We start from the raw sequence: 23,640 nt of genomic DNA, 5'->3' as shown, positions 1-23,640 counted from the left end.
TTCACAGGCTTGTAGATGCAGTTATCAACAGATATGTGAGCAACTGAAAAAGTCGTTCCAACACCGCTATTCTGCGGATTTTTTATCCACATCCATATAATTATGTGCACGGCCTTTTTGCATGCGTAAAATTCTGTTTGCATGTCTTGAAAAGGCCTTTTACTACCTATCATGATGCAGTTCCTTAATCGAAAGTGACTGCTTCTTTCATTTTTTCTCAGAAAGGGGGATGCCTGTTGGACAATATTCAAGATTTATGGAAAAAAACCTTACAAGCAATCGAGAAGCGGATAAGCAAGCCCAGCTTCGATACATGGCTGAAAAATACCCAGGCCTATGCACTGGAAGAAGATACATTAGTGATCAAAGCTCCCAACGAGTTCGCCAGGGATTGGCTGGAAAGCAGCTACTCCTCGCTGATCGGGGATACACTTTACGAAGTGACCGGCAATCGCCTGCAGACAAAATTCATCATTCCGGAATTTCAGCAGGAGGAGGAAATCATCCGCCAGCCGATGCCTCAGAAATCAGCGGCAAGTGACACCCTGACAGAATCACCAAAAAGCATGCTGAATAGCAAATATACATTCGATACTTTCGTGATCGGCTCGGGTAACCGATTTGCGCATGCTGCTTCCCTGGCTGTTGCCGAAGCACCTGCCAAAGCATATAACCCGTTATTCATCTATGGTGGCGTCGGTCTTGGCAAAACCCACTTGATGCACGGAATCGGACATTATGTATTGGATCATAATCCAAGCGCAAAGGTCGTTTACTTATCCTCTGAAAAGTTCACTAATGAATTCATCAATGCAATCAGGGATAACAAAACAGCGGAATTTCGGGCGAAATACCGCAATATCGACGTCCTGCTCATAGATGATATTCAATTCCTGGCCGGAAAAGAACAAACGCAGGAGGAATTCTTCCATACATTCAATGCCCTGCATGAAGAAAATAAGCAGATCATCATATCCAGTGACCGCCCGCCAAAGGAAATCCCGACATTGGAAGATCGGCTGCGATCCCGTTTTGAATGGGGATTGATCACCGATATCACTCCTCCGGATCTGGAGACACGCATTGCCATCCTTCGTAAAAAAGCGAAGGCGGAGGGCTTGGATATACCGAACGAGGTCATGCTGTACATTGCCAATCAAATAGATACCAATATCCGGGAGCTGGAAGGTGCCCTTATACGTGTTGTTGCTTATTCATCCCTTATCAACTCGGATATTGATGCTTCCCTGGCAGCAGATGCACTCAAAAACATCATTCCCAGCTCGAAGCCGAAGGTCATCACGATCCATGCGATCCAGGAGCAAGTCGGCGAGCGCTACAATGTCCGCTTGGAAGAATTCAGTGCGAAAAAACGGACGAAGGCAATTGCTTTCCCTCGCCAGATAGCCATGTTCCTCTCAAGGGAGCTGACTGATTTTTCGTTACCGAAAATCGGAGAAGAATTCGGCGGCCGGGACCATACAACCGTGATCCACGCGCATGAGAAAATCTCCAAACTATTGAGTGAGGATGAAGAACTGCAGCGTGAAATCGATGAGATAAAAGAAAGGCTTAAATCTTTCTGATGCTTGGACCCTGTGGATAACCGTGCATAAACGCTTTTTTTATTCACATTTTATCCACAGGGTATTTTTGTTGGTATTCCAGGGCTTTTTCATACTTATCCACATAATCACAGGCCCTATTACTGCTACTGTATTTTTATAAATAATAATTAATAAGAAGAACCCCCCATAGGAGGAACGCAATTATCATGAAATTTGTCATACAACGTGATCGGCTCTTAGCAAGTATTCAGGATGTTGTCAAAGCAATCTCATCCAGAACGGCTATTCCGATCTTGACGGGAATGAAAATCGAAGCAAAAGAAGATGGGATCACATTGACAGGCAGTGATTCCGACATTTCCATCGAATCTTTCATCCCAAAAGAAGAAGACGGCATTGTCTATGTAGAACAGATCGAGCCTGGAAGTATCGTACTGCAAGCGAAATATTTCCCCGAAATCGTTCGGAAAGTACCTATGAATGCGGTGGAAATCGAATCTGATGCACAATTGAACGTGACCATCCGTTCTGGAAGTGCTGAATTCAAATTGAATGGCCAGGATGCTGATGAATATCCGCAGCTGCCGAAGCTTCACAGCGAAGATAGCTTTGAATTGCCTGCCGATTTGCTGAAAAATGTCATCAAAGAAACTGTTTTTGCAGTATCCACACAGGAAACACGCCCTTTACTCACGGGTGTGAATGTTCGTGTCCAGGATGACGACTTGCATTTTGTTGCGACAGACAGCCATCGTTTGGCATCCCGTCGGATCCCTGTTTCGACAAATGAAGCTGCATTAGGTTTCCAAAATGTAGTCATTCCAGGAAAAAGCTTGACGGAATTGAACAAAATCCTCGATGAGAACCAGGATCCTGTCGAAATCCGGATCACGAATAACCAGATTTTGTTCCGTACGAAGCATTTATATTTCCTATCTCGTTTGCTGGAAGGGAATTATCCGGATACATCCCGTTTGATCCCGACTGAAAGCAAAACATCCCTTCAAATCGACACGAAGGAATTGCTTCGTTCCATCGATCGGGCATCCCTTTTGGCGAAGGAAAACAGGAACAATGTGGTGAAGCTGGTGACACAGGAATCTGGTCAGCTGGAAATCAGCTCCAATTCCCCGGAAGTTGGGCGTGTCGTCGAAGAAGTGACTGTCCAGGAAATCTCGGGAGAAGAACTGCGCATCAGTTTCAGTGCGAAATACATGATGGATGCGCTTAAGGTCATCGAAAGCGAACAAGTGAAAATCGAATTCACTGGTGCGATGCGCCCATTCCTCATCCGTCCTACCGATGATGAGGATCTGCTGCAGCTGATCACACCTGTCAGGACCTACTGATTTATGCACATGTGGATAAAGGCACTGCCTGGAGGCGGTGCTTTTTTTCTGTGCATAACATGAAGCCCCGGCGGTTTGGACATAATGAAAATAACTTTCAAAGTTGTGGATACTTTAGTAAAATGATAAGAAGGCAACGTAAAGTTAGGAGAGCGGAAATGAACGAAGAAATTCAGATCAACACGGAATATATCCAGCTTGGGAAATTCCTGAAGCTAGTGAATGCTGTCGAAAGCGGCGGAATGGTCAAGCTGTATCTGGCTGATCATCCGGTGCTGGTGAATGGCGAGCAAGAAAACAGGCGCGGCAGAAAGCTTTATCCGGAGGACCGTGTCGAGCTGCCGGCGACATCCGAGGTATTCGTTGTCAAAAAGGCATAGCGGCTTTGCCGGATAGAGAAAGGACCTGAGCATGCATATCCAAGAGCTAACGCTTACGCATTATCGGAATTACGATAAGCTGCAGCTGCAATTCGACGATAAAGTGAACGTGATCATCGGTGAGAATGCACAGGGCAAGACGAATTTGATGGAGGCCATCTATGTGCTTGCCTTTTCCAAATCACATCGCACTCCCAAAGATAAAGAACTTATCCAATGGGACCAAGATTATGCTAAAATAGAAGGGAACATCCTGAAGCGGAAGCAGCGTTTTCCGCTTGAGATCGTCTTATCGTCCAAGGGGAAGAAAGCAAAACTGAATCATCTGGAACAAAAACGCCTAAGTGATTATATCGGGGCGCTCAATGTCGTCATGTTCGCTCCTGAGGATCTGAACCTGGTGAAAGGCAGTCCGCAAATTCGCAGGCGTTTTATTGATATGGAGATCGGCCAGATCCAGCCGGTCTATATCCACCATCTTGGACAATATCAAAAAGTATTGAAGCAGCGGAATCATCTGCTGAAGCTCCTGCAGCGGCGCCAAGCTGACCCGACCATGCTTGATGTGCTGACGGAGCAGCTGATAGAGCACGCTGCCATCATTTTAGAAAAACGTTTCCTCTTCCTGGGATTGCTCCGTAAATGGGCACAGCCCATCCATCAGGGCATCACGACGGGACTGGAGACGCTGGATATAGAATATCTTTCCAATCTGCACGTATCAGAAGAATCCGATAAGGAAACGCTTAGAATAGCCTATGAGGAGAAATTCTCTGAATTACGGACGCGTGAAGTGGAAAGAGGGACAACACTAGCAGGCCCCCATCGCGATGACCTGTCTTTTTATGTGAATGGGAAAGATGTTCAGGCTTTCGGTTCACAGGGGCAGCAGCGCACGACGGCATTATCGCTGAAGCTTGCCGAGATAGAGCTGATTTACAGGGAAGTCGGGGATTATCCGATTCTTTTGCTGGATGATGTCTTGAGTGAACTCGATGACAGCAGGCAGTCCCATCTGCTCGAGACGATACAAGGAAAAGTCCAGACCTTTGTCTCGACTACGAATGTATCGGGAATACAGCATGAAACATTGAAGCAGGCCGAACTGTTCACGATAAAATCAGGGAAGCTTGTGAGTGAATCGGGAGGGATCTGATGTTCATTTCGATCGGTTGGAATAATGTCGTCAGGGCTGAAGACGTCGTGGCTATCCTGGAATATGGACAAGCGGCTAAAACAGTCGATCCCGCTCAGGCAGAAAACGATGAAGCGGAAGATGCATCGGCCAAATCTATCATTGTCACCACTGACCGGATCTATTCTAGTCCGCTATCGGTGCAGACATTGAAGAAACGGGCGGATACATCGGTTCCGAGAATGATAGAAGAAGATAACCCTTAAAGAAATGCAGGTGATTGAAATGGCAATGGAAGATAAAATGCCTGAAGAACAGTTGTATGATGCAGATCAGATACAGGTGCTGGAAGGACTGGAAGCCGTCCGGAAACGGCCTGGTATGTATATCGGATCCACGAGTGAACGCGGTCTGCACCATCTGGTATGGGAAATTGTCGATAATAGCATTGATGAAGCACTTGCTGGCTATTGCGATCATATCCGGGTGACCATCGAAGAAGATAACAGTATCACTGTGGAAGATAACGGACGCGGTATCCCGGTAGGGACCCATGAGAAGACCGGCCGTCCTGCGGTAGAGGTGATCATGACTGTACTGCATGCCGGCGGTAAATTCGGCGGCGGAGGCTACAAGGTTTCCGGCGGTTTGCACGGAGTAGGTGCATCAGTCGTGAACGCCTTGTCGACGCATCTGAATGTAACCGTCCACCGTGATGGCAAGATCCATGAACAAAGCTTTGAGAGAGGCGTCCCGCAAGGAGATCTCAAAGTCATCGGTGAATCCGACAGAACGGGAACAATCACACATTTCAAGCCGGATCCGGAGATTTTCACGGAAACGACTGTATATAACAAAGAGACTTTGCTGGTCCGTATCCGGGAGCTTGCCTTCCTGAACAAAGGATTGGCAATCAGCCTGGAAGATAAACGCGAAGAGAATCCAGAGCCTGTCACCTTCCATTACGAAGGCGGTATCCGCTCTTATGTGGAGCATCTCAATCGTTCCAAAGAAGTGCTGCACGAACCATTCTATGCAGAGAATACCGATTCGGAAATCACTGTGGAGATTGCTTTGCAATACAATGACGGGTACACAAGCAGTATCTACTCTTTTGCAAATAATATCCACACGTATGAAGGCGGGACGCATGAAGCTGGTTTCAAATCGGGTCTGACTCGTGTAATCAACGACTATGCCCGCAAGAACAATATGTTCAAAGAAAATGATCCGAATCTTTCCGGGGATGATGTACGGGAAGGGTTGACTGCCATCATTTCCATCAAGCATCCGGATCCGCAGTTCGAAGGGCAGACCAAAACCAAACTCGGTAACAGCGAAGCCCGTCAAGTAACGGATGCTGCATTTACAGAGCTATTTTCCAAATTCTTATTCGAGAATCCCGATACAGCCCGGATCGTCGTTGAAAAAGGGCTGATGGCATCACGTGCCCGGATTGCTGCTAAACGTGCCCGTGAGCTGACTCGCCGCAAGGGTGCATTGGAAGTGAGCAGCTTGCCTGGTAAACTGGCTGACTGTTCTTCCAAGGATGCATCAATCAGTGAATTGTATGTCGTAGAGGGTGACTCTGCGGGCGGTTCTGCCAAGCAAGGGCGTGACCGTCATTTCCAAGCCATTTTGCCTTTGCGCGGGAAAATCATCAACGTGGAAAAAGCAAGATTGGACAAGATTTTGGCCAATAACGAAATCCGTGCCATGATCACAGCGCTTGGAACAGGGATCGGAGAGGACTTCGATATTTCCAAAGCACGCTACCATAAGCTGGTCATCATGACAGATGCGGACGTTGATGGGGCCCATATCCGGACACTGCTGCTGACGTTCTTCTATCGTTACATGCGGCCACTGATCGAGAACGGCTATGTGTACATCGCGCAGCCGCCGCTTTATAAAGTCCAGCAAGGTAAGACAGCTTATTATGCCTACAATGACCGGGAACTGGACCGGGTGATGAGCGAAATACCGAAAATGCCAAAGCCTGGGGTCCAGCGTTATAAAGGTCTGGGAGAGATGAATGCAGAGCAGCTTTGGGAAACGACCATGGATCCCGAGAATCGGACATTGCTTCAAGTAAGCTTGGCCGATGCGATCGATGCAGACCAAATTTTCGATGTCCTGATGGGTGACAAAGTCGAGCCGAGACGGAATTTCATACAAGAAAATGCACAGAACGTGCAGAATTTAGATATCTGACCAATCATGAATTGGTACCGGCAATTTGACAGGAGGTTTTCGCATGGCGGATGAATTACGTCCAAGTGTGCAAGAAAGAGATATAAGTCAGGAAATGCGTACATCGTTCCTTGACTATGCAATGAGCGTTATCGTAGCACGTGCCTTGCCAGATGCGCGGGACGGCTTGAAGCCGGTTCATCGCAGGATCCTTTATGCATTGCATGATCTGGGGATGCATGCCGATAAGGCATACAAGAAATCGGCCCGTATCGTCGGGGAAGTAATCGGTAAATACCACCCGCACGGCGACTCGGCTGTGTATGAAGCGATGGTCCGTATGGCGCAGGATTTCAGTTATCGCTATATGCTCGTGGACGGACACGGGAACTTCGGTTCGGTGGACGGTGACTCAGCGGCGGCAATGCGGTATACGGAAGCAAGGATGTCCAAGATATCCATGGAACTATTGCGTGATATCAACAAGGATACGATCGATTATGGCGATAACTATGATGGCTCGGAGAAGCAGCCGCTTGTATTGCCGGCACGGTTCCCGAACCTGCTTGTGAACGGCGCTTCGGGTATTGCGGTCGGCATGGCGACAAACATTCCGCCGCATAACCTGAATGAAACGATCGATGCGGTTTTGGCCCTTAGTAAAAATCCGGATATCACGATCGAGGAATTGATGGATGATTATATCTTCGGACCGGACTTTCCTACCGCAGCCCAGATCCTGGGACGAAGCGGCATCCGCAAGGCTTATGAAACGGGCCGCGGTTCGATCACAATCCGGGCAAAGACCGAAATCATCGAGCATGACAATGGCAAATCGACCATCCTCGTGACGGAACTTCCTTATCAGGTGAACAAGGCACGGCTTGTCGAGAAGATTGCCGAGCTTGTTCGTGATAAGCGTATCGAGGGAATTACAGATTTGCGTGATGAATCAGACCGGAACGGTATGCGGGTCGTGATCGAGGTCCGCCGGGATGCGAATCCGAATGTAATCCTGAATAATCTGTACAAGCATACAGCTCTGCAGACATCCTTCGGGATCAATATCCTTGCCCTTGTGGATGATAAACCACAGATCCTCAACCTGAAGCAGACGCTGAAGCATTATTTGGACCACCAGCAAGTCGTCATCCGCCGCAGAACGGAATTCGAATTGCGCAAAGCGGAAGCCAGGGCGCATATCCTGGAAGGTTTGCGAATCGCACTTGATAATCTGGATGAAATCATCAGCCTGATCCGCGGTTCCCAAACAACGGACATTGCCCGTGAGGCTTTGATGGAGCGTTTCGAGCTCTCCGACAAACAGGCTCAAGCGATCCTTGATATGCGGCTGCAGCGCTTGACTGGTTTGGAGCGCGATAAGATCGAAGATGAGTATCAAGAGCTGGTTAAGCTGATCGCTGAGCTTAAAGCCATTCTTGCCGATGAAGAGAAAGTGCTTGAGATCATTCGTGAGGAACTGACTGAAATCAAGGAGCGCTTCGGTGATGAACGCCGTACGGAAATCGTTATCGGCGGAACCGACTTCATCGAGGACGAGGCACTTATCCCTGAAGAGAATGTCGTCATCACATTGACGCATCAAGGCTACATCAAACGCCTGCCTTCCTCCACTTACCGCAGTCAAGGACGCGGCGGCCGTGGTATCCAAGGCATGGGTACGAATGAAGATGACTTCGTTGAACATCTGATTTCCACCAGCACGCATGATACGATCCTGTTCTTCACGAACAAAGGGAAAGTATACCGCGCCAAAGGTTATGAAGTACCTGAATTCAGCCGGACGGCAAAAGGTATCCCGATCATCAATATGCTGGAAATCGAGAAGGGCGAATGGATCAATGCCTTGATCCCGGTGAAGGAATTTGCCGATGATTGGTTCTTGGTGTTTACGACAAAACATGGCATCTCCAAACGGACGACACTTTCCCAATTCGCCAATATACGTAAGGGCGGTCTGATCGCATTGAACTTGCGTGAGGATGATGAATTGATTTCTGTCCGTATGACAGATGGCCATAAACATATCATGATTGCGACGAAAAACGGTTATCTGATCCGTTTCCCTGAGGAACAGATTCGACCAATGGGCCGTACAGCTGCCGGTGTCAAAGGGATAACCCTGCGCGGGGATGATGATTCCGTCGTATCGATGGATATCCTCGATGAAGGTGTGGACATCCTGAATGTTACCGAAAAAGGCTTCGGGAAACGGACGCCTGAATCGGAATATCGTATTACAAACCGAGGCGGTAAAGGGATCCTGACATCCAAAATCACGGAAAAAACAGGACAGATGGTATCAGCCAAACCAGTTACTGGTGAAGAAGATATCATGATCATCACTGTTTCCGGTGTACTGATCCGGATGCCTGTTTCCAGTATCTCGGTTACCGGCCGGAATACACAGGGTGTCATCCTGATTCGTATTCAGGAGAATGAAGCAGTAGCCACTGTTGCCAGGATTGATAAAGAACAAGAAGAAGAGATCGAGGCTGTTTCTGGTGAGATGCTGGAGGAACCAGTGGAAGCGGAGACAGATGATCCGGAACAAGATTGATAAAAAGCATTCCCGCTCCCATAGTGGTGGGAATGCTTTTTTTACATAACCATTGGATGAAAGGATGCGGAATATGATCGTCTCAGCCAATCAACTCGTCGCTGGCTGTATCGTGACAGCCGATGTCATGGGTAAAAGCGGCCTGCCACTCATAAAAAGTAAGACCATACTGACTGATACGGAAGTTTTCTATTTACGGAAGCTGCTCGTGAAGGAAGTGACGGTCGCAAGTCATTTGTCTGATGGCAGTACGTTCATTCCTAAGGAAGAGTCTTTCGTAAGCAATCCAGATACGATAACAGAAGTGCATTTTTTGGATGCATATGCAGAAGCCATTGAAGGCTACCAAAAGCATTTCCATACTTGGCAGCATGGCGGTGCTGTGGATATCCCCTTGCATCGGAATCATATTCTTCCTGTTTTGGAGAAGGTCCGCAAGTGGGACGGCAATGTTTTCAATCTGCCCGCATATCGTGAGCAATCCGATTACCTGCCGGAGCATGCAGCAGGCACAGCCGCTCTTGTGGCGGCTGTATTGCAAAGAGCCAATTTCCCTGAAGCTGACATCAAGCAAATCGGTTTGGCTGCTTTCCTGGCTGATTGCGGTATGTCCAAACTAAAACAGCCTTATCATATCCAGAAACGTCGTCTTCATGACAAGGACCTGGTTGATGTCCAGCGGCATCCCACTTTGTCCTATCGGATGGTTGAGGATGCCTCCATCCTTTCGTCCAAAGCGAAGCTTGCCATCCTTCAGCATCACGAGCAAGCAGATGGGACGGGTTATCCGCTGCGATTACCGAAGGAGAAGATACACCCATTTGCCAGTCTCCTCTCGATTTGCGATACTTATCACGCTTTGATATCCAATCGGCCTTATCAAGCTGCCGTATCACCATATGAAGCGGTCGATATCATTCTGAAGGAACAATTCAAGCGCTTTGATCCAGTGATGATCAAGCATTTCATCCAGGCATTTGTCGATGCCCAGCAAAATACGAAGGTCAGGTTATCCACCGGGGAGATCGCAGAGGTCGTCTTCACGGATAACAACCATCCTGCCAGGCCGATGGTCCGCGAGGAGCAGACCGGGCAAGTCAAAGCCTTGAAGGATATGCCGCATATATGCATCACTGAGATCATTTCGAGATGAAGCACGCTGACTAGCGTGCTTTTTTTATATCCTGGAAATGCTTCAGCATATACGATCCTATCAATAAGGGGAATTTATCCGCAGTGATTTCCAGAAAACGCATGATGAGCGGATATTCATTACGCCGGTTGATATGCAATAGATCCATCCACCATTCCGCTTCATAGCGGCATATCATGCTTAAATTGTAGGAAAGTGCATAATGGGCCATGCATTCATGAAAGCCGCTCCAATAGCTTTGCCGGATAAAATAGTATTGCTGGCTTAATGGATTGTAAAACAGGGGCCCTGCAGCCTGCCAAAGGGAGTCCGGCGGCTGCAGGGAAAGCGGCGCCTGTTCGGTTGCCTGGTAGGAGTATGATTGCAGGAATGCCAAAAAGCGGCGTTTTGTATATTGGAAGTCGTCGAGTAAGCAATCCGGAAGTACGATGATATCTTTTTTCCTGCCTGCTTCGACGAGACTCCTTTTTTCCTGCTGCAAGGAAAGGAGATCCTGGAGTTCAGGTATAAGCCGCAGCATATCCCCCATGGAAACCTTTTTGACAGCCGGGATGTCCCGCTTGCACACATAACGGGAAAAATACGGGAATAAGCCGCGCTGCTGTAACATGACTTCATCCAGGATGAACTGATAATCCCGTTTTTTTCGCTTCCTGGTGGAGAGGCCATGTGCCAAATCAGCAGTGGATTCCGGATAGGCAGGGCGTGTCAGGAGCAAACTAGCCTTCATAAAATGGGTCATTCCGTAAAATAATAAAACAGGTTTCATCAATAGCGGAGCGTTTTTTCCATAGGCGTAATAAGACTTGCCGTGTTCCAGATAAGCTAGGAAAGCGGAAATATTCTGGTAGCTGCGTGTTTCTGCATCTGGTATGTCGAGATGCCGGTAGCTGTTTTGCAGGAAGGTAAGAGCTGCATCCTCTGCTTCAAGATAAGAAAAGAAGGTGGATACGTTTTCATCATGCATACAGAATCCTCCAATATTTTTTAAGTGCTCATATAGTTGAAAAACCGCGCATCTTGGCGTATTGTAAGTAGAAATAGGTTTTAATAGCAGTATTTTAACCATATATAAACATTTCATGATAAAAGGAGGATAAACATGCGGGAAGACAAGTTTACAAAAGAGGGTTTGACTTTTGATGATGTCTTGCTTGTACCGGCAAAATCAGAAGTGCTGCCCCGTGATGTGAAGTTCCAGACAAAATTGACGAAAAATATCACTTTGAATATCCCATTGATCAGTGCTGGCATGGATACTGTAACAGAGGCAAGCATGGCCATTGCCATGGCTAGACAGGGTGGACTTGGGATCATCCACAAAAACATGTCCATCGAGGAGCAAGCTGAGCAGGTGGATCGCGTCAAACGTTCGGAAAGCGGCGTTATCACGGACCCATTCTTCTTATGCCCGGAAAACCAAGTATTCGATGCAGAGCATCTGATGGGCAAATTCCGCATTTCAGGTGTGCCAATCGTTAACAATAAAGAAGAACAGAAGCTGATCGGTATCCTGACAAATCGCGATCTTCGTTTCGTACAGGATTACTCCATCGCGATCTCCGATGTCATGACGAAGGAAGACTTGGTGACAGCACCTGTGGGCACTACATTGGATGAGGCCGAGAAAATCCTTCAGAAGCATAAAATCGAAAAGCTTCCGCTTGTCGATGAGAAGGGTGTACTGAAGGGCTTGATCACGATCAAAGATATCGAGAAAGTGATCGAATTCCCGAATTCCGCAAAAGATAAACATGGCCGTCTATTAGTCGGCGCTGCTGTCGGGGTAACTGGTGACGCAATGACACGCATCAGCAAACTGGTGGAAGCTGGAGTGGATGTCCTTGTCGTGGATACTGCGCATGGTCATTCCAAAGGCGTTTTGGAGCAAGTGAAGGCAATCAAGGAGAAATTCCCTGAAGTTGATTTGATTGCAGGAAACGTAGCAACAGCTGAAGGCACACGTGCCTTGATCGAAGCTGGTGCCGATGTAGTCAAAGTCGGGATCGGACCTGGCTCCATTTGTACAACGCGTGTTGTGGCGGGTGTCGGTGTACCGCAAATCACCGCTGTCAATGATTGTGCAGTCGAAGCTGACAAGCATGGTGTTTCCATCATTGCCGATGGCGGAATCAAGTACTCCGGCGATATTGCGAAAGCAATTGCTGCAGGCGGACATGCTGTCATGCTCGGAAGCATGTTTGCAGGTACGACGGAAAGCCCTGGGGAAACTGAAATCTTCCAAGGCCGTCAATATAAAGTATACCGTGGAATGGGTTCTGTCGGAGCCATGAAATCCGGTTCCAAGGATCGCTACTTCCAAGGTGAAACGGAAGAAGCGAAGAAATTGGTACCGGAAGGCATCGAAGGACGTGTCGCATACAAAGGAGCTTTGGCTGATACGGTTCATCAGCTGCTTGGCGGTTTGCGTGCAAGCATGGGCTACTGCGGCGCTCCTGATTTGGCTTACTTCCGCGAGAATGCACAGTTCATCCGTATGACTGGTGCAGGTCTGCGCGAAAGCCACCCGCATGATATCCAAATTACAAAAGAAGCACCGAACTATTCCATCAACTAATCTTATTCATACTTGAGACGACGCCAAAATCGGCGTCGTTTCTTTTTTATAGTACATAATCTAACGAATTAACAGATTTTTTTCAATAGAAATAATATTTTAAAAACTAGAAGGGTTTGGTGCCCTTATGGAGAATTGATATAGCCTAAGGGGGAGATGAATGTATGAAAATGAAAAAATCACTTTCTGCGGTAATCCTTATGACGGTAATGGTACTTATTCTCAGTGCCTGCGGAGGGGGTACAGCCGGGGGATCAGGGGATTCCGACGGCGGTGACGGCGGCGGACAGCAATTCATCACGCTGCTCACTGGAGGGACGGAGGGTACATATTACCCGCTTGGAGGAAGCATTGCAGAAATTCTTAATTCCAATGTTGAAAATGTAAAAGCGACAGCTACATCGACGGGGGCATCCGTTGAAAATATGAATAAACTGAGTGAAGGCAATGATGATATCGTCGCGTTCAGTCAGACGGATATCGCTGCCTATGCATCAGAAGGGACGCTGATGTTTGATGGGAAAGCAATCGAGAACATACAGGCCATCGGTTCCTTGTATCCGGAAACGATCCAGATTGTCGCAACGGAAGATAGCGGTATCCAAACCGTTGAAGATTTGAAGGGGAAAACCGTATCAATCGGCGCTCCGGGATCGGGAACGAATGCAAGTGCAGAGGATATCCTTGGAATCCATGGCTTGAATGTGGATGATATCGAGGTGCAGAATCTTGATTTCGGCGAATCGACAGCTGGCATGCAGGATGGAACGATCGATGCGGCATTCATTACAGCCGGTACACCGACAGGGGCGGTGGAAAGTCTTTCGGCTACGACTCCGGTCACGATAGTCGGATTGGATGAAGATAAAGTGAATCAATTGATTGAAGAGAAGCCCTATTATGCTCCTTACACGATCGAAGCAGGCACATACAGCTTGGAGGAGCCAGTTGAAACAGTATCCGTAAATGCGATGCTTGTGACTACAGCAGGCATGGATGAAGAACTTGTTTATAACATGACAAAGGCATTGTATGAAAATACAGGAGATATCGGCCATCAAAAGGCAGAGTTCATAAAGGCAGAAACGGCTGCTGATGGTGTAAGCATCCCATTCCACCCTGGTGCCAAGCGTTATTTGGAGGAAGCAGGAGTGGAGCTGCCTTCTTCCTGATTGAATACTGAAAAACGCCGGTAGCTTCTTTACCGGCGTTTTTTTGCAAAAGGCAGGTGTATCGTGTTGCGAGTCCGTATTATCCTTCTGATCAGTCTAATGATCATGGTACTGATTGTTTCGTACATATTTGTACCCTTCCGGCATATAGTCGCCTGTAAAGATCTGCAGAGTGATCAGCTTCTTGCTTACTTACCAGTCGCGGATGGGGCGCATGTGAGCATCCGTTACACCCATTCGATCCATCTTTCCGAAGTGACGGAGGAGTACACGATCAAGCAAAACAGGCTGTACCCATATCAGCTTGTCTATGAGGATACTGCTGTTGGCATGCCGGCAGATGCAGATGCAAAGCAGCAAGAGACATTCGAAATGAAAGATGGGAAGTATTATATACGGAATATGAAAGGCTATCGGGAGGCCCTTCATCTGACAATCGGAGAAGTGGTGGCGAATCACCAGCTGGTTTACCAAAAGCAAAGCTATTCTCTCCAGGAAAATATCGGACCAGGTGCCTCTATCAAAATCCAAGCAGTATACACAAATTTATGGAACCTATGGAAGGGGGAACGGCTTGAATGAACGATAAAGCGATGAATGACGTATTGTCGGATCAAGAACAGCAGAAGCTGCTCGAGAAATACGACAGTGAATCCAATTTCAGGAAGCTTGCGGGCATCATGGGGGCAGTCGTGTTTTTCCTGTTGCTTGCGTTCTCGATATATCAGCTTTATACAGCTACATACGGAAATGTACCAACACAGATTCATCGATCCGTCCACTTGGGATTCGGGCTTGTCCTGATTTATTTATTGTTCCCGGCAAAACGCAAGAGCAAGGTTAAACGAATTGCCTGGTACGATTATATATTGGCAGCCTTAGGGTTTTATGTCGGTGCTTATTGGCCGGTCATGTATGACAGCATCATTGCCCAAGGCGGACAGATGACGACATTGGATTTCGCTACAGGTGCAATAGCGGTACTGCTCGTCCTGGAAGCCACCAGACGTACTGTCGGGCTCCCAATCGTCATCATCGCCATCCTTTTTATGGCATACGCCTATTGGGGCAGGCAGCTGCCTGATTTCATCGTCCATCCCGGAGTGGATGTCGATACACTCGTAAATTCGCTTTTCTTCACGACAGAAGGCATGCTTGGAACGCCGATCGGTGTATCATCAACCTACATTTTTCTCTTTCTTTTATTCGGGGCATTCTTGGTGAAGACAGGTGTCGGGCAGTATTTCAATGATCTTGCTCTGCTCGTTGCCGGAAGGAGGATCGGCGGACCGGCAAAGGTTGCCATTTTCTCAAGTGCATTGCAAGGGACGGTAAGCGGCAGTTCGGTAGCAAATGTAGTGACATCAGGGTCTTTTACCATTCCGATGATGAAAAGGCTAGGCTATTCCAAAAACTTCGCAGGAGCTGTAGAAGCGTCTTCTTCCACCGGGGGACAAATCATGCCGCCTGTGATGGGGGCAGCTGCTTTTTTGATGGTCGAGTTCATCGGTGTGAGCTATTGGACGATTGCCAAAGCGGCAATCATCCCGGCTATCCTTTACTTTTCCGGCATTTGGATCATGACCCACTTTGAAGCAAAGCGTACGGGTTTGCGGGGATTGAAGAAGGAAGAGCTTCCGGATAAGAAGGAAGTGCTAAGCAAGCTCTATTTGCTGCTGCCTATCCTGGCGATGGTTTTCTACTTGAGTTCCGGACTCAGCATTATGCGAGCCGCTTTATATGGAATCGTCACATGTGTCCTTATTGCCCTGGTCAGAAAGGAAGTCTACCGCCATCTGTATCCGATTGTATTCGGAGTCGTGCTGGCTGCTTATTTGATCTATGGCGGCGCAACCGGCAGCTTGTCCATCGAGAATGGGTTGATCATTGCCGCACTTGCCACTGTCATTGTCAGCTACTTCTTCGACCGTAACTTCCTGGAGACGATCGAGGCACTGGTGGATGGTGCACGATCTGCCTTAAGCGTAATTGCAGCGACTGCCGCGGCTGGTATCATCGTGGCAGTCGTAACGAAAACGGGTCTTGGTCTCAGCCTTGCCAACAGCCTGGTAGGTCTTGCGAATGAACAGCTGTTTTGGACATTGTTCTTTACGATGATTGCATCCTTGATTCTTGGGATGGGGGCACCGACGACAGCCAACTATATCATCACGTCGACGATAGCGGCACCGGCAATCATCCTATTGGGAGTGAATGATTTGCCGGCCCATATGTTTGTATTTTACTTTGGCATCATGGCTGACATTACACCACCAGTTGCCTTGGCGGCCTTTGCGGCAGCAGGTATATCAGGAGGCCGGCCGATTGCTACGGGAGTTATATCGACCAAGCTGGCAATAGCAGCCTTCATCATTCCTTATATGTTTGTGTTTGCCCCGGAATTGCTGCTGTTCGGAACATCTAATTATGTGGAGGTGGCCTGGATATTCCTTACCGCCTTCCTGGGCATGATTGTCATCGGGGCAGGTATGATCGGTTACTGGTTCCGAAGGCTTTATTGGCCGGAGCGCCTTGTTGCCATTGCAGCCGCCCTTGCCTTGATTTATCCGGGAGTCTGGCTCAGCATGGCTGGCTTGATTATTTTCGCAGCACTGATTGCATGCCAATACATGTTCAAACGATCTGAAATGAATCAGCCGGTTGCAAGCTGAAGTGAGAGCTGTCCTGTATCAGGACAGCTTTTTTCTTTATTCATAACGGGTATAGGTCTGATACAATGACTTGGAGGTGGATTGGCATGGCAAAACAACTTATCGATAATGACTGGCAGGAAATTCTGCAGGATGAATTTGAAAAAGGCTATTACAAGGAACTGCGAAGCTTTTTGAAGGAAGCATATCAAGAGAGGACAATCTATCCGGATATGCATCATATCTATGAAGCGCTCAAAATGACATCATTTGCGGATACAAAGGTAGTCATTTTGGGACAGGATCCTTATCATGGACCGAATCAGGCACATGGACTCAGCTTTTCGGTACAGCCGGAGGTGGCGATACCGCGGTCGCTCATCAATATTTACAAGGAACTGGCGGATGATATCGGCTGTCCGATCCCATCACATGGCTATTTGAGGAAGTGGGCGGAACAAGGGGTGCTGCTATTGAACACCGCCTTGACGGTGGAAGCTCATCAAGCGGGCTCTCACCGGGGCAAAGGCTGGGAGCATTTCACGGATCGTGTGATTGAATCATTGAATGAGAAACAGGATCCGGTCGTATTCATCCTTTGGGGAAGACACGCACAGGAAAAGCAGAAGCTGATAGATACGGAAAAGCATCATACGCTGACCTCGGCCCATCCAAGTCCATTATCTGCAAGGCGCGGATTCTTTGGCAGCAAGCCATTTTCCAAGACGAATGAAATATTGGAAGCCAATGGATTGGAGCCGATTGACTGGTGTATTCCAGACCTGTGAACAAAATATAGAATCGGTACAAAGAACGTTCCCCATTGCCTATCGTCTATGGTAAAATAGCGGGGATGCACAGTAACGATTCTATTTTTTGTGGAGGTAGGAACACTTGAAACATCTTTTGAAAGCATCGATGATCGGTTTGCTCGCGATGCTGATTACGTTTAACACTTTTCTAGCAAAGCCACTAGACACACAAGCTGCGGAAGGCTTGGATATCAAAGCGGAATCCGCAATTTTAATAGACGCCAACTCTGGCGAGATATTATACGCGAAGAAGCCAGATCTCACTTTACCTCCAGCAAGCATGACGAAGATGATGTCGGAATATCTTATCTTGGATGCAATCGCAGCAGGAACTATCTCCTGGGATACGACAACGCAAGTAAGTGATTATGCTTACAGCATTTCCTCGAATACGGATTTCTCCGGTACAGGACTCACACAGAACAAGGACTACACTGTTCGCGATCTATATAATGCGATGGCCATCAATTCTGATAATGCCGCAACTATCGTACTTGCAGAGCTTGTAGGTGGCAGTGAGACCGAATTCGTCAAAATGATGAATGAAAAAGCGGAAGAAATAGGCATGAAGGATTATAAATTCGTCAATGCTTCTGGACTTTCCAATTCGGACTTGGGGGATAACCGTCCAAAGGGAACAAACGTCAATGACGAAAACCTGATGACTGCAAAATCCACCGGTATCCTTGCTTACAACTTGATCAAGGATCATCCGGAAGCACTCGAGGTATCCAGTGTTACACAAACGGATTTTGACGGCAAGAAAATCACGAACTGGAACTGGATGCTCCCGGACATGCCTGGCTATCTGAAAGCTTATGGATATGAAGGGATGGATGGCTTGAAAACGGGCCATACAGACGTGGCTGGCTACTGCTTCACAGGTACAGCTGAGCGCGACGGGCAGCGCTATATCACCGTGATAATGAAGTCGGATAGTGAAGAAGCACGCTTCCAGGAAACAGCAAAGCTGCTGGATTACGGCTTCAACCAGTTCAAACAGACTGAACTTTACAAAGCTGGAACGGAAATCAAGGACCATGCTTCCGTCCCGGTGGCAAAAGGGAAAGAAGACAGTGCAGCCATCTCGCTAAAAGATTCGGTCACCACTTCTGTGAAGAATGGGGAAGAAGATAAATACCACTTGGAGTACAAAGTCGACAAGGACAAGCTGAATGCTGACGGCGAATTGGTCGCTCCAGTGAAAAAAGGCGATAAAGTCGGAACTGCGACACTTGTCTATGACGGAGACGACCAAGGCAATATCAACGGCGGCTCATATACTGTCGATGTCGTAGCATCCGAGGATGTAGAGAAGTCCAACTGGTTCATGCTCTCCCTGGGGGCAATCGGTGACTTCTTCGCCAGTATCTTCAACAGCGTAGCCGATACAGTCAAAGGCTGGTTCTAATACGAAAAGCGAAAAAGAACGTTAGGAACGGAGGGATAGGTGAGATCACGGAATGGGGTGCCTTTCCTCATGCAGGGATTTATCGCCTATACCGCAGTTTCTGGTTCTATAGCTGGACAACATCGAAAGCGGAAAAGATCATAGCCTTTTCCGCTTTTTTTGTATAATTCCATGCTGGTATGTAAATCCTAAAGCTGGAATTGCATATCATACTTGCATAATTACCTGGAATTAGCTATTCTGTAGGAAGAATAACGACAACGTGATGATAGGAAATAGTAGCTTACAGCATGCTTTTAGAGAGTCGATGGCTGGTGGGAATCGATGCAGGACTGTAAGTGAATCCATCCTGGAATGGTATGGAGACATACCCGGTACAAACCGTTACCTTGCCGAGCTGGAAGATATCTTTGTCTTCAACCAGGGTGGTATCGCGGGTGGAACATCTCGTCCCTTTTCTATGGGGATGGGATGTTTTTTTGTTCGAGAAAAAAGGAGGAAGCATTATGCTGGATATGAAATATCTACGTTCAAACTTTGACGAAGTAAAACAGAAACTTACGAATCGCGGGGAAGATTTGACGGACCTTGATAAATTCGGGGATTTGGATGAACGCCGCCGTAAGCTTATCAATGAGACGGAAGAATTGAAAGCGAAACGCAATGAGGTATCCAAACAGATTGCGGTCCTAAAAAAGGAGAAGCAGGATGCGGATGCACAGATCAAGGAGATGCGTGAAGTAGGCGATCAAATCAAAGCATACGATGAAGAGCTGAGAGCCGTCGAAAGTGAGTTGGATATGCTATTGCTCTCCATCCCCAATATTCCGCATGAGAGCGTCCCTGTGGGCGAATCCGAGGATGATAATGTGGAAGCGCGCAAATGGGGTGAGGTGCAGCAGAAGGACTTCGAAGAAAAAGCACATTGGGATCTTGCAGCTGATTTGGGTATCCTTGACTTTGAACGAGCTGCAAAGGTGACAGGAAGCCGCTTTGTATTCTACAAAGGCTTAGGAGCCCGCCTGGAGCGTGCTTTGATCAATTTCATGATGGATCTTCATGCGGATGAGCATGGTTATCAGGAAATGCTCCCGCCATATATGGTGAACAGAACGAGCATGACTGGCACCGGTCAGCTTCCAAAATTCGAAGAAGATGCATTCAAGCTGGACGGCTGGGATTACTTCCTTGTGCCGACTGCGGAAGTTCCAGTGACTAATTACTATCGTGAAGAGATCCTGAAAGGCGATCAGCTGCCGCAGAAATTTGCTGCATTCAGTGCTTCCTTCCGTTCCGAAGCGGGTTCCGCCGGCAGGGATACTCGTGGTTTGATCCGTCAGCATCAGTTCAATAAAGTAGAGCTTGTGCAGTTCGTCAAACCGGAGGATTCTTATCAGGTGCTGGAGGAAATCACAGGACATGCCGAGAAAGTATTGCAGCTGCTAGGGCTTCCATACCGTGTCATGAGCATGTGCACAGGTGATCTTGGATTCACTGCAGCGAAGAAATACGATCTGGAAGTTTGGCTGCCTAGCAGCGGTACGTATCGCGAAATTTCTTCCGTATCCAATTTTGAGGACTTCCAAGCGCGTCGTGCCGGCATTCGATTCAAACGCGATGACAAGAGCAAGCCGGAGTTTGTCCATACATTGAATGGATCAGGCTTGGCACTGGGACGGACGGTCGCTGCCATCTTGGAAAACTATCAGCAAGCAGACGGATCGGTGAAAATTCCGGAAGTGTTGATTCCTTATATGGGTGGGAAAACAGAAATTCGCTAAGCACAGACCTTGACAGGAATGATGAAAATATGGTGAGATAGCTTTTGGAGACAAAAGCATGGAGGGGTACCCAAGTCCGGCTGAAGGGATCGGTCTCGAAAACCGACAGGGGCCTGTTTAAGGCTCGCGGGGGTTCGAATCCCCCCTCCTCCGCCATTTTTTATATTTTATTGACATCTAGCTTTTCGATATGTTATATTATTCTTTGTCTTACGGAGGAATACCCAAGTTTGGCTGAAGGGATCGGTCTTGAAAACCGACAGGGGCTTAACGGCTCGCGGGGGTTCGAATCCCTCTTCCTCCGCCATTTTTTATTAACGCATAAAATTGGAGATATGAAATCGTTACGTTTCTCGTAACGATTTTTTTTATATTTTTATTGACTTCCGATATGGAAACGTCAGATAATACACCAAACTTGTTTCACGTGGAACGGAGGCACTTATGAAGAAAATAGCATTTATAGGCGCTGGTGCCATGGCAGAAGCGCTTGTTAAGGGATTGATCGCAGCGGATCACCTTCCGGCAGAAGGCATCTGGCTGACGAATCATGCTAATGAAGCAAGATTGCAGGAATTGCATACTGCTTATGGAGTATCGGTTACAAGGAATCGTACGGAGCTCCTGGAAGATGCAGATGTCATTATCTTATCGATGAAGCCGAAAGATGCAGAAGCAGCAATGATATATTTGAAAGAAGCGAATCTGAAGCCAGGACAAATTATAGTATCGGTTCTTGCAGGGATTCATACCTCGTTTCTGGAAAGATATCTGCCAGAGGGTCAGCCGGTAGTCCGGGTCATGCCAAATACATCTGCTACCATTCTGGAGGCGGCAACAGCTGTAGCTGCAGGAGTTCACGCCGGCAGTCATGAGATGCAGCTAGTGAGCAGCCTGTTTGAAACCGTCGGGACAGCGGTCCAGGTAGAGGAAGATGACATGGATGCTGTCACCGCCATCTCCGGCAGCGGTCCAGCTTATCTGTATTACATGATGGAAGCGTTGGAGGAAGCGGGTACTCAAGTCGGGTTGGATGAAGCGATTGGTAAACAGTTGTTGATCCAGACGTTTAAAGGAGCAGCAAAGATGCTTGAGCAATCTGATCTCACGCCAGCTCAGCTGCGTGCGAATATCACCAGTGCTGGCGGTACGACAGCAGCAGGCATCGGTGTATTGGAGGAAAAAGACGTCAAAGCCGCAATTCAAGCTTGTGTACAAGCTGCAGCAGCCCGTTCCAAGGAAATGGGGCAGGCATTCACGAAATGAAAAATCCGCCATTGATTAGGCAGTCTAGTCAATGGCGGATTTTTTATTTGGAAGGCTGGCGCGATGTCCATTTACGGGAATGCTGAATGAAATGGCCGACCTTTTCTAAGATAGGTTCGATGGATGTATTCGGATTAAAAAGATCATAGTCTGCTATATTGACTCGCAGTACCGGACAAGCATTGAAATCATTGATCCATTTTTCATAGCGGTTGAACATTTCTTCCCAATAGCTGATAGGCGTTTGCTGTTCCATTTCCCGACCGCGCTGCTTGATGCGGCTGATGATATGATCAAAGGATCCTTCCAAGTAGATCAGCAGATCGGGATGCGGGAAGTATGGTGTCATTACCATGGCATCAAAGAGGGAGCGATATGTCTCATAGTCAACCTTTGACATATTTCCTTCTTCATACGCCATTCGGGCAAAGATGCCAGTATCTTCATAGATGGAACGGTCTTGGATGAAGCCGCCGCCATATTCAAAGATTCTTTTTTGTTCTTTGAAGCGTTCTGCTAAGAAATAAACTTGAAGATGAAAACTCCAGCGTTCAAAATCAGCGTAATATTTATCCAAGTATGGATTTCCATCCACTTTCTCGAAGCTTGTACGGAAATTCAGAGCTTCGGACAAGGCTTGCGTCATAGTCGATTTCCCGACACCGACTGTACCTGCAATAGTGATGACACTATCTGCAGGAATATGATATTTCTCTCTAAGGTTCATGATGATGTTACTCCTTTATCCAAGTGAGAGGAGATCCTGTCACAAATATACTTCCAATCCTGTTCGTTCTTCACAAAATCCAGTTCATCTCCATTCAGGCGAAGCACGGGGATATGCGGGTTCTCTTGTTCGAATCGATCCATGAAGGTGCGATAATCGGATGCCAGTTGCTCCAAGTAATCCGGCTGGATATGCTGTTCCGCCTCCCGGGCACGCATTTCGATCCGTTCCAGCAGCGTCTCCAGGCTGGCATCCAAGTAAATCACCATATTGGGCAGCGGGATGTCTTCGGTCAAAATGGAGAAAATCCTGCTGTATTTATTAAACTCCGGAGCAGCTAGTGTGCGCTGGGCAAAAATCATATTTTTAGCAATATGATAGTCTGCAACCACCGGCTGATCCTGGGAAAGATAGTCCTTGCGAATGTCATTCAGCTGCTTGTACCGATTTGTCAAAAAGAACATTTCCAGCTGGAAGCTCCATTCTTCGATGTTCTCGTAGAATTTACCGAGAAACGGATTTTCTTCCACGATTTCCTTCAGCAGTGCATACTGAAAATGATCCGCGATTCGTTTAGCCAATGATGTCTTTCCGACACCGATGGGGCCTTCCACTGCAATAAATGGCAGCTCGTGCATGATGTATCCTCCAAACTCAAAACGTTGTATGGCAAATAAATATAGTTTACCATAGAAGAGTGTCTGCTTCGACATAGTGAAGGAAGAAATCAGTGGAAAATGCGACAGACTTTGCAAGATTTGATGAATCAGGTATAATATAACTTGTCGTGGCTCCGTAGCTCAGGGGATAGAGCATCGGTTTCCTAAACCGTGTGTCGCAAGTTCGAATCTTGCCGGGGCCGTCCGTATATGTAAAGCAAGCC

19 protein-coding genes, 3 tRNA genes and 1 other annotated feature are annotated in these 23,640 nt (G+C 47.5%); of the genes, 19 read left to right on the top strand and 3 right to left on the bottom strand.

Annotated elements, in window-relative coordinates; translation table 11 throughout:
* The first annotated feature begins 236 nt into the window (after nucleotides 1–236).
* From dnaA to MHI54_RS08755, 8 genes are all read left to right on the top strand, one after another.
* The gene (dnaA, locus tag MHI54_RS08790) at nucleotides 237–1,586 is read left to right on the top strand and encodes a chromosomal replication initiator protein DnaA (RefSeq protein ID WP_095215714.1); all 1,350 of its coding nucleotides are present in this window, start codon (nucleotides 237–239) and stop codon (nucleotides 1,584–1,586) included.
* Nucleotides 1,587–1,774: 188 nt separating this feature from the next.
* Nucleotides 1,775–2,917 carry a DNA polymerase III subunit beta gene (gene dnaN / locus MHI54_RS08785; protein WP_095215713.1) on the top strand — a complete coding sequence of 381 codons (1,143 nt, stop codon included), beginning with the start codon at nucleotides 1,775–1,777 and terminating at the stop codon, nucleotides 2,915–2,917.
* Nucleotides 2,918–3,075: 158 nt separating this feature from the next.
* Nucleotides 3,076–3,297, top strand: a complete 222-nt coding sequence (gene yaaA / locus MHI54_RS08780; protein WP_095215712.1) for a S4 domain-containing protein YaaA — start codon at nucleotides 3,076–3,078, stop codon at nucleotides 3,295–3,297.
* A gap of 31 nt (nucleotides 3,298–3,328) precedes the next feature.
* Nucleotides 3,329–4,453: a DNA replication/repair protein RecF gene (gene recF, locus MHI54_RS08775; RefSeq protein WP_095215711.1), complete on the top strand. Its 1,125-nt coding sequence runs from the start codon at nucleotides 3,329–3,331 to the stop codon at nucleotides 4,451–4,453.
* Nucleotides 4,453–4,698, top strand: a complete 246-nt coding sequence (locus MHI54_RS08770; protein ID WP_340081294.1) for an extracellular matrix/biofilm biosynthesis regulator RemA family protein — start codon at nucleotides 4,453–4,455, stop codon at nucleotides 4,696–4,698. The genes recF and MHI54_RS08770 overlap by 1 nt, the downstream gene beginning before the upstream one ends.
* A gap of 37 nt (nucleotides 4,699–4,735) precedes the next feature.
* The gene (gyrB, locus tag MHI54_RS08765; protein WP_233134983.1) at nucleotides 4,736–6,646 is read left to right on the top strand and encodes a DNA topoisomerase (ATP-hydrolyzing) subunit B; all 1,911 of its coding nucleotides are present in this window, start codon (nucleotides 4,736–4,738) and stop codon (nucleotides 6,644–6,646) included.
* A gap of 43 nt (nucleotides 6,647–6,689) precedes the next feature.
* Nucleotides 6,690–9,206 (top strand): DNA gyrase subunit A, encoded by a 2,517-nt coding sequence (gene gyrA, locus MHI54_RS08760; RefSeq protein ID WP_340082906.1) that lies wholly within the window; start codon nucleotides 6,690–6,692, stop codon nucleotides 9,204–9,206.
* Between the two features lie 73 nt (nucleotides 9,207–9,279).
* Entirely contained in the window at nucleotides 9,280–10,359 is a 1,080-nt protein-coding gene (locus MHI54_RS08755; protein WP_340082905.1) for an HD domain-containing phosphohydrolase, read from the top strand.
* Nucleotides 10,360–10,369: 10 nt separating this feature from the next.
* Here the strand turns inward: MHI54_RS08755 and MHI54_RS08750 are convergent, their stop codons facing one another.
* Nucleotides 10,370–11,326 carry a YaaC family protein gene (locus MHI54_RS08750; protein WP_340082903.1) on the bottom strand — a complete coding sequence of 319 codons (957 nt, stop codon included), beginning with the start codon at nucleotides 11,324–11,326 and terminating at the stop codon, nucleotides 10,370–10,372.
* Between the two features lie 135 nt (nucleotides 11,327–11,461).
* Between MHI54_RS08750 and guaB the strand changes: the two genes are divergently transcribed.
* From guaB to proC, 10 genes are all read left to right on the top strand, one after another.
* Nucleotides 11,462–12,937 carry an IMP dehydrogenase gene (gene guaB, locus MHI54_RS08745; protein WP_095215706.1) on the top strand — a complete coding sequence of 492 codons (1,476 nt, stop codon included), beginning with the start codon at nucleotides 11,462–11,464 and terminating at the stop codon, nucleotides 12,935–12,937.
* Between the two features lie 164 nt (nucleotides 12,938–13,101).
* The gene (locus MHI54_RS08740) at nucleotides 13,102–14,109 is read left to right on the top strand and encodes a TAXI family TRAP transporter solute-binding subunit (protein WP_340082901.1); all 1,008 of its coding nucleotides are present in this window, start codon (nucleotides 13,102–13,104) and stop codon (nucleotides 14,107–14,109) included.
* Nucleotides 14,110–14,175: 66 nt separating this feature from the next.
* Nucleotides 14,176–14,691, top strand: a complete 516-nt coding sequence (locus MHI54_RS08735; protein ID WP_340082900.1) for a DUF1850 domain-containing protein — start codon at nucleotides 14,176–14,178, stop codon at nucleotides 14,689–14,691.
* Complete coding sequence (locus MHI54_RS08730; RefSeq protein ID WP_340082899.1) at nucleotides 14,688–16,781, top strand: TRAP transporter permease; 2,094 nt, start codon at nucleotides 14,688–14,690, stop codon at nucleotides 16,779–16,781. The genes MHI54_RS08735 and MHI54_RS08730 overlap by 4 nt, the downstream gene beginning before the upstream one ends.
* Nucleotides 16,782–16,867: 86 nt before the next feature.
* Nucleotides 16,868–17,548, top strand: coding sequence for a uracil-DNA glycosylase (locus tag MHI54_RS08725; RefSeq protein WP_340082898.1), 681 nt, complete (start codon nucleotides 16,868–16,870; stop codon nucleotides 17,546–17,548).
* Between the two features lie 106 nt (nucleotides 17,549–17,654).
* Nucleotides 17,655–18,983 carry a serine hydrolase gene (locus MHI54_RS08720; protein WP_233134964.1) on the top strand — a complete coding sequence of 443 codons (1,329 nt, stop codon included), beginning with the start codon at nucleotides 17,655–17,657 and terminating at the stop codon, nucleotides 18,981–18,983.
* 256 nt (nucleotides 18,984–19,239) lie between these two features.
* Nucleotides 19,240–19,441, top strand: a binding site (T-box leader).
* A gap of 48 nt (nucleotides 19,442–19,489) precedes the next feature.
* A complete protein-coding gene (serS, locus tag MHI54_RS08715) occupies nucleotides 19,490–20,764 on the top strand; it encodes a serine--tRNA ligase (protein WP_095215701.1) in 1,275 nt (424 codons plus the stop codon).
* 60 nt (nucleotides 20,765–20,824) lie between these two features.
* Nucleotides 20,825–20,920: transfer RNA gene (locus tag MHI54_RS08710), tRNA-Ser, on the top strand.
* A gap of 58 nt (nucleotides 20,921–20,978) precedes the next feature.
* Nucleotides 20,979–21,071 (top strand) — tRNA-Ser (locus MHI54_RS08705).
* A 137-nt stretch (nucleotides 21,072–21,208) separates the two neighbouring features.
* Nucleotides 21,209–22,030 (top strand): pyrroline-5-carboxylate reductase, encoded by an 822-nt coding sequence (proC, locus tag MHI54_RS08700; protein ID WP_233134962.1) that lies wholly within the window; start codon nucleotides 21,209–21,211, stop codon nucleotides 22,028–22,030.
* A 43-nt stretch (nucleotides 22,031–22,073) separates the two neighbouring features.
* On the opposite strand, the gene MHI54_RS08695 is transcribed toward proC, so the two are convergent.
* Nucleotides 22,074–22,757, bottom strand: coding sequence for a deoxynucleoside kinase (locus tag MHI54_RS08695; RefSeq protein WP_095215698.1), 684 nt, complete (start codon nucleotides 22,755–22,757; stop codon nucleotides 22,074–22,076).
* Nucleotides 22,754–23,395, bottom strand: a complete 642-nt coding sequence (locus MHI54_RS08690; protein ID WP_340082897.1) for a deoxynucleoside kinase — start codon at nucleotides 23,393–23,395, stop codon at nucleotides 22,754–22,756. Before MHI54_RS08690 ends, MHI54_RS08695 begins: the two co-directional genes overlap by 4 nt.
* Nucleotides 23,396–23,546: 151 nt before the next feature.
* Here MHI54_RS08690 and MHI54_RS08685 point away from each other — a divergent pair.
* Nucleotides 23,547–23,619, top strand: a tRNA-Arg gene (locus tag MHI54_RS08685).
* Nucleotides 23,620–23,640 lie beyond the last annotated feature (21 nt).

Source organism: Terribacillus sp. FSL K6-0262, from assembly GCF_037977385.1.
Taxonomy (GTDB): Bacteria; Bacillota; Bacilli; order Bacillales; family Amphibacillaceae; genus Terribacillus.
The sequence above is the reverse complement of the archived record's forward strand: the minus strand, read 5'-3'. Positions and strand labels throughout refer to the sequence as shown.

Bases quoted from the DNA above. Each gene is read 5' to 3' on its own strand.
- dnaN (WP_095215713.1), top strand. From the start codon at position 1,775: ATGAAATTTGTCATACAACGTGATCGGCTCTTAGCAAGTATTCAGGAT.
- yaaA (WP_095215712.1), top strand. From the start codon at position 3,076: ATGAACGAAGAAATTCAGATCAACACGGAATATATCCAGCTTGGGAAA.
- recF (WP_095215711.1), top strand. From the start codon at position 3,329: ATGCATATCCAAGAGCTAACGCTTACGCATTATCGGAATTACGATAAG.
- MHI54_RS08770 (WP_340081294.1), top strand. From the start codon at position 4,453: ATGTTCATTTCGATCGGTTGGAATAATGTCGTCAGGGCTGAAGACGTC.
- gyrB (WP_233134983.1), top strand. From the start codon at position 4,736: ATGCCTGAAGAACAGTTGTATGATGCAGATCAGATACAGGTGCTGGAA.
- gyrA (WP_340082906.1), top strand. From the start codon at position 6,690: ATGGCGGATGAATTACGTCCAAGTGTGCAAGAAAGAGATATAAGTCAG.
- MHI54_RS08755 (WP_340082905.1), top strand. From the start codon at position 9,280: ATGATCGTCTCAGCCAATCAACTCGTCGCTGGCTGTATCGTGACAGCC.
- MHI54_RS08750 (WP_340082903.1), bottom strand. From the start codon at position 11,326: ATGCATGATGAAAACGTATCCACCTTCTTTTCTTATCTTGAAGCAGAG.
- guaB (WP_095215706.1), top strand. From the start codon at position 11,462: ATGCGGGAAGACAAGTTTACAAAAGAGGGTTTGACTTTTGATGATGTC.
- MHI54_RS08740 (WP_340082901.1), top strand. From the start codon at position 13,102: ATGAAAATGAAAAAATCACTTTCTGCGGTAATCCTTATGACGGTAATG.
- MHI54_RS08730 (WP_340082899.1), top strand. From the start codon at position 14,688: ATGAACGATAAAGCGATGAATGACGTATTGTCGGATCAAGAACAGCAG.
- MHI54_RS08725 (WP_340082898.1), top strand. From the start codon at position 16,868: ATGGCAAAACAACTTATCGATAATGACTGGCAGGAAATTCTGCAGGAT.
- serS (WP_095215701.1), top strand. From the start codon at position 19,490: ATGCTGGATATGAAATATCTACGTTCAAACTTTGACGAAGTAAAACAG.
- proC (WP_233134962.1), top strand. From the start codon at position 21,209: ATGAAGAAAATAGCATTTATAGGCGCTGGTGCCATGGCAGAAGCGCTT.
- MHI54_RS08695 (WP_095215698.1), bottom strand. From the start codon at position 22,757: ATGAACCTTAGAGAGAAATATCATATTCCTGCAGATAGTGTCATCACT.
- MHI54_RS08690 (WP_340082897.1), bottom strand. From the start codon at position 23,395: ATGCACGAGCTGCCATTTATTGCAGTGGAAGGCCCCATCGGTGTCGGA.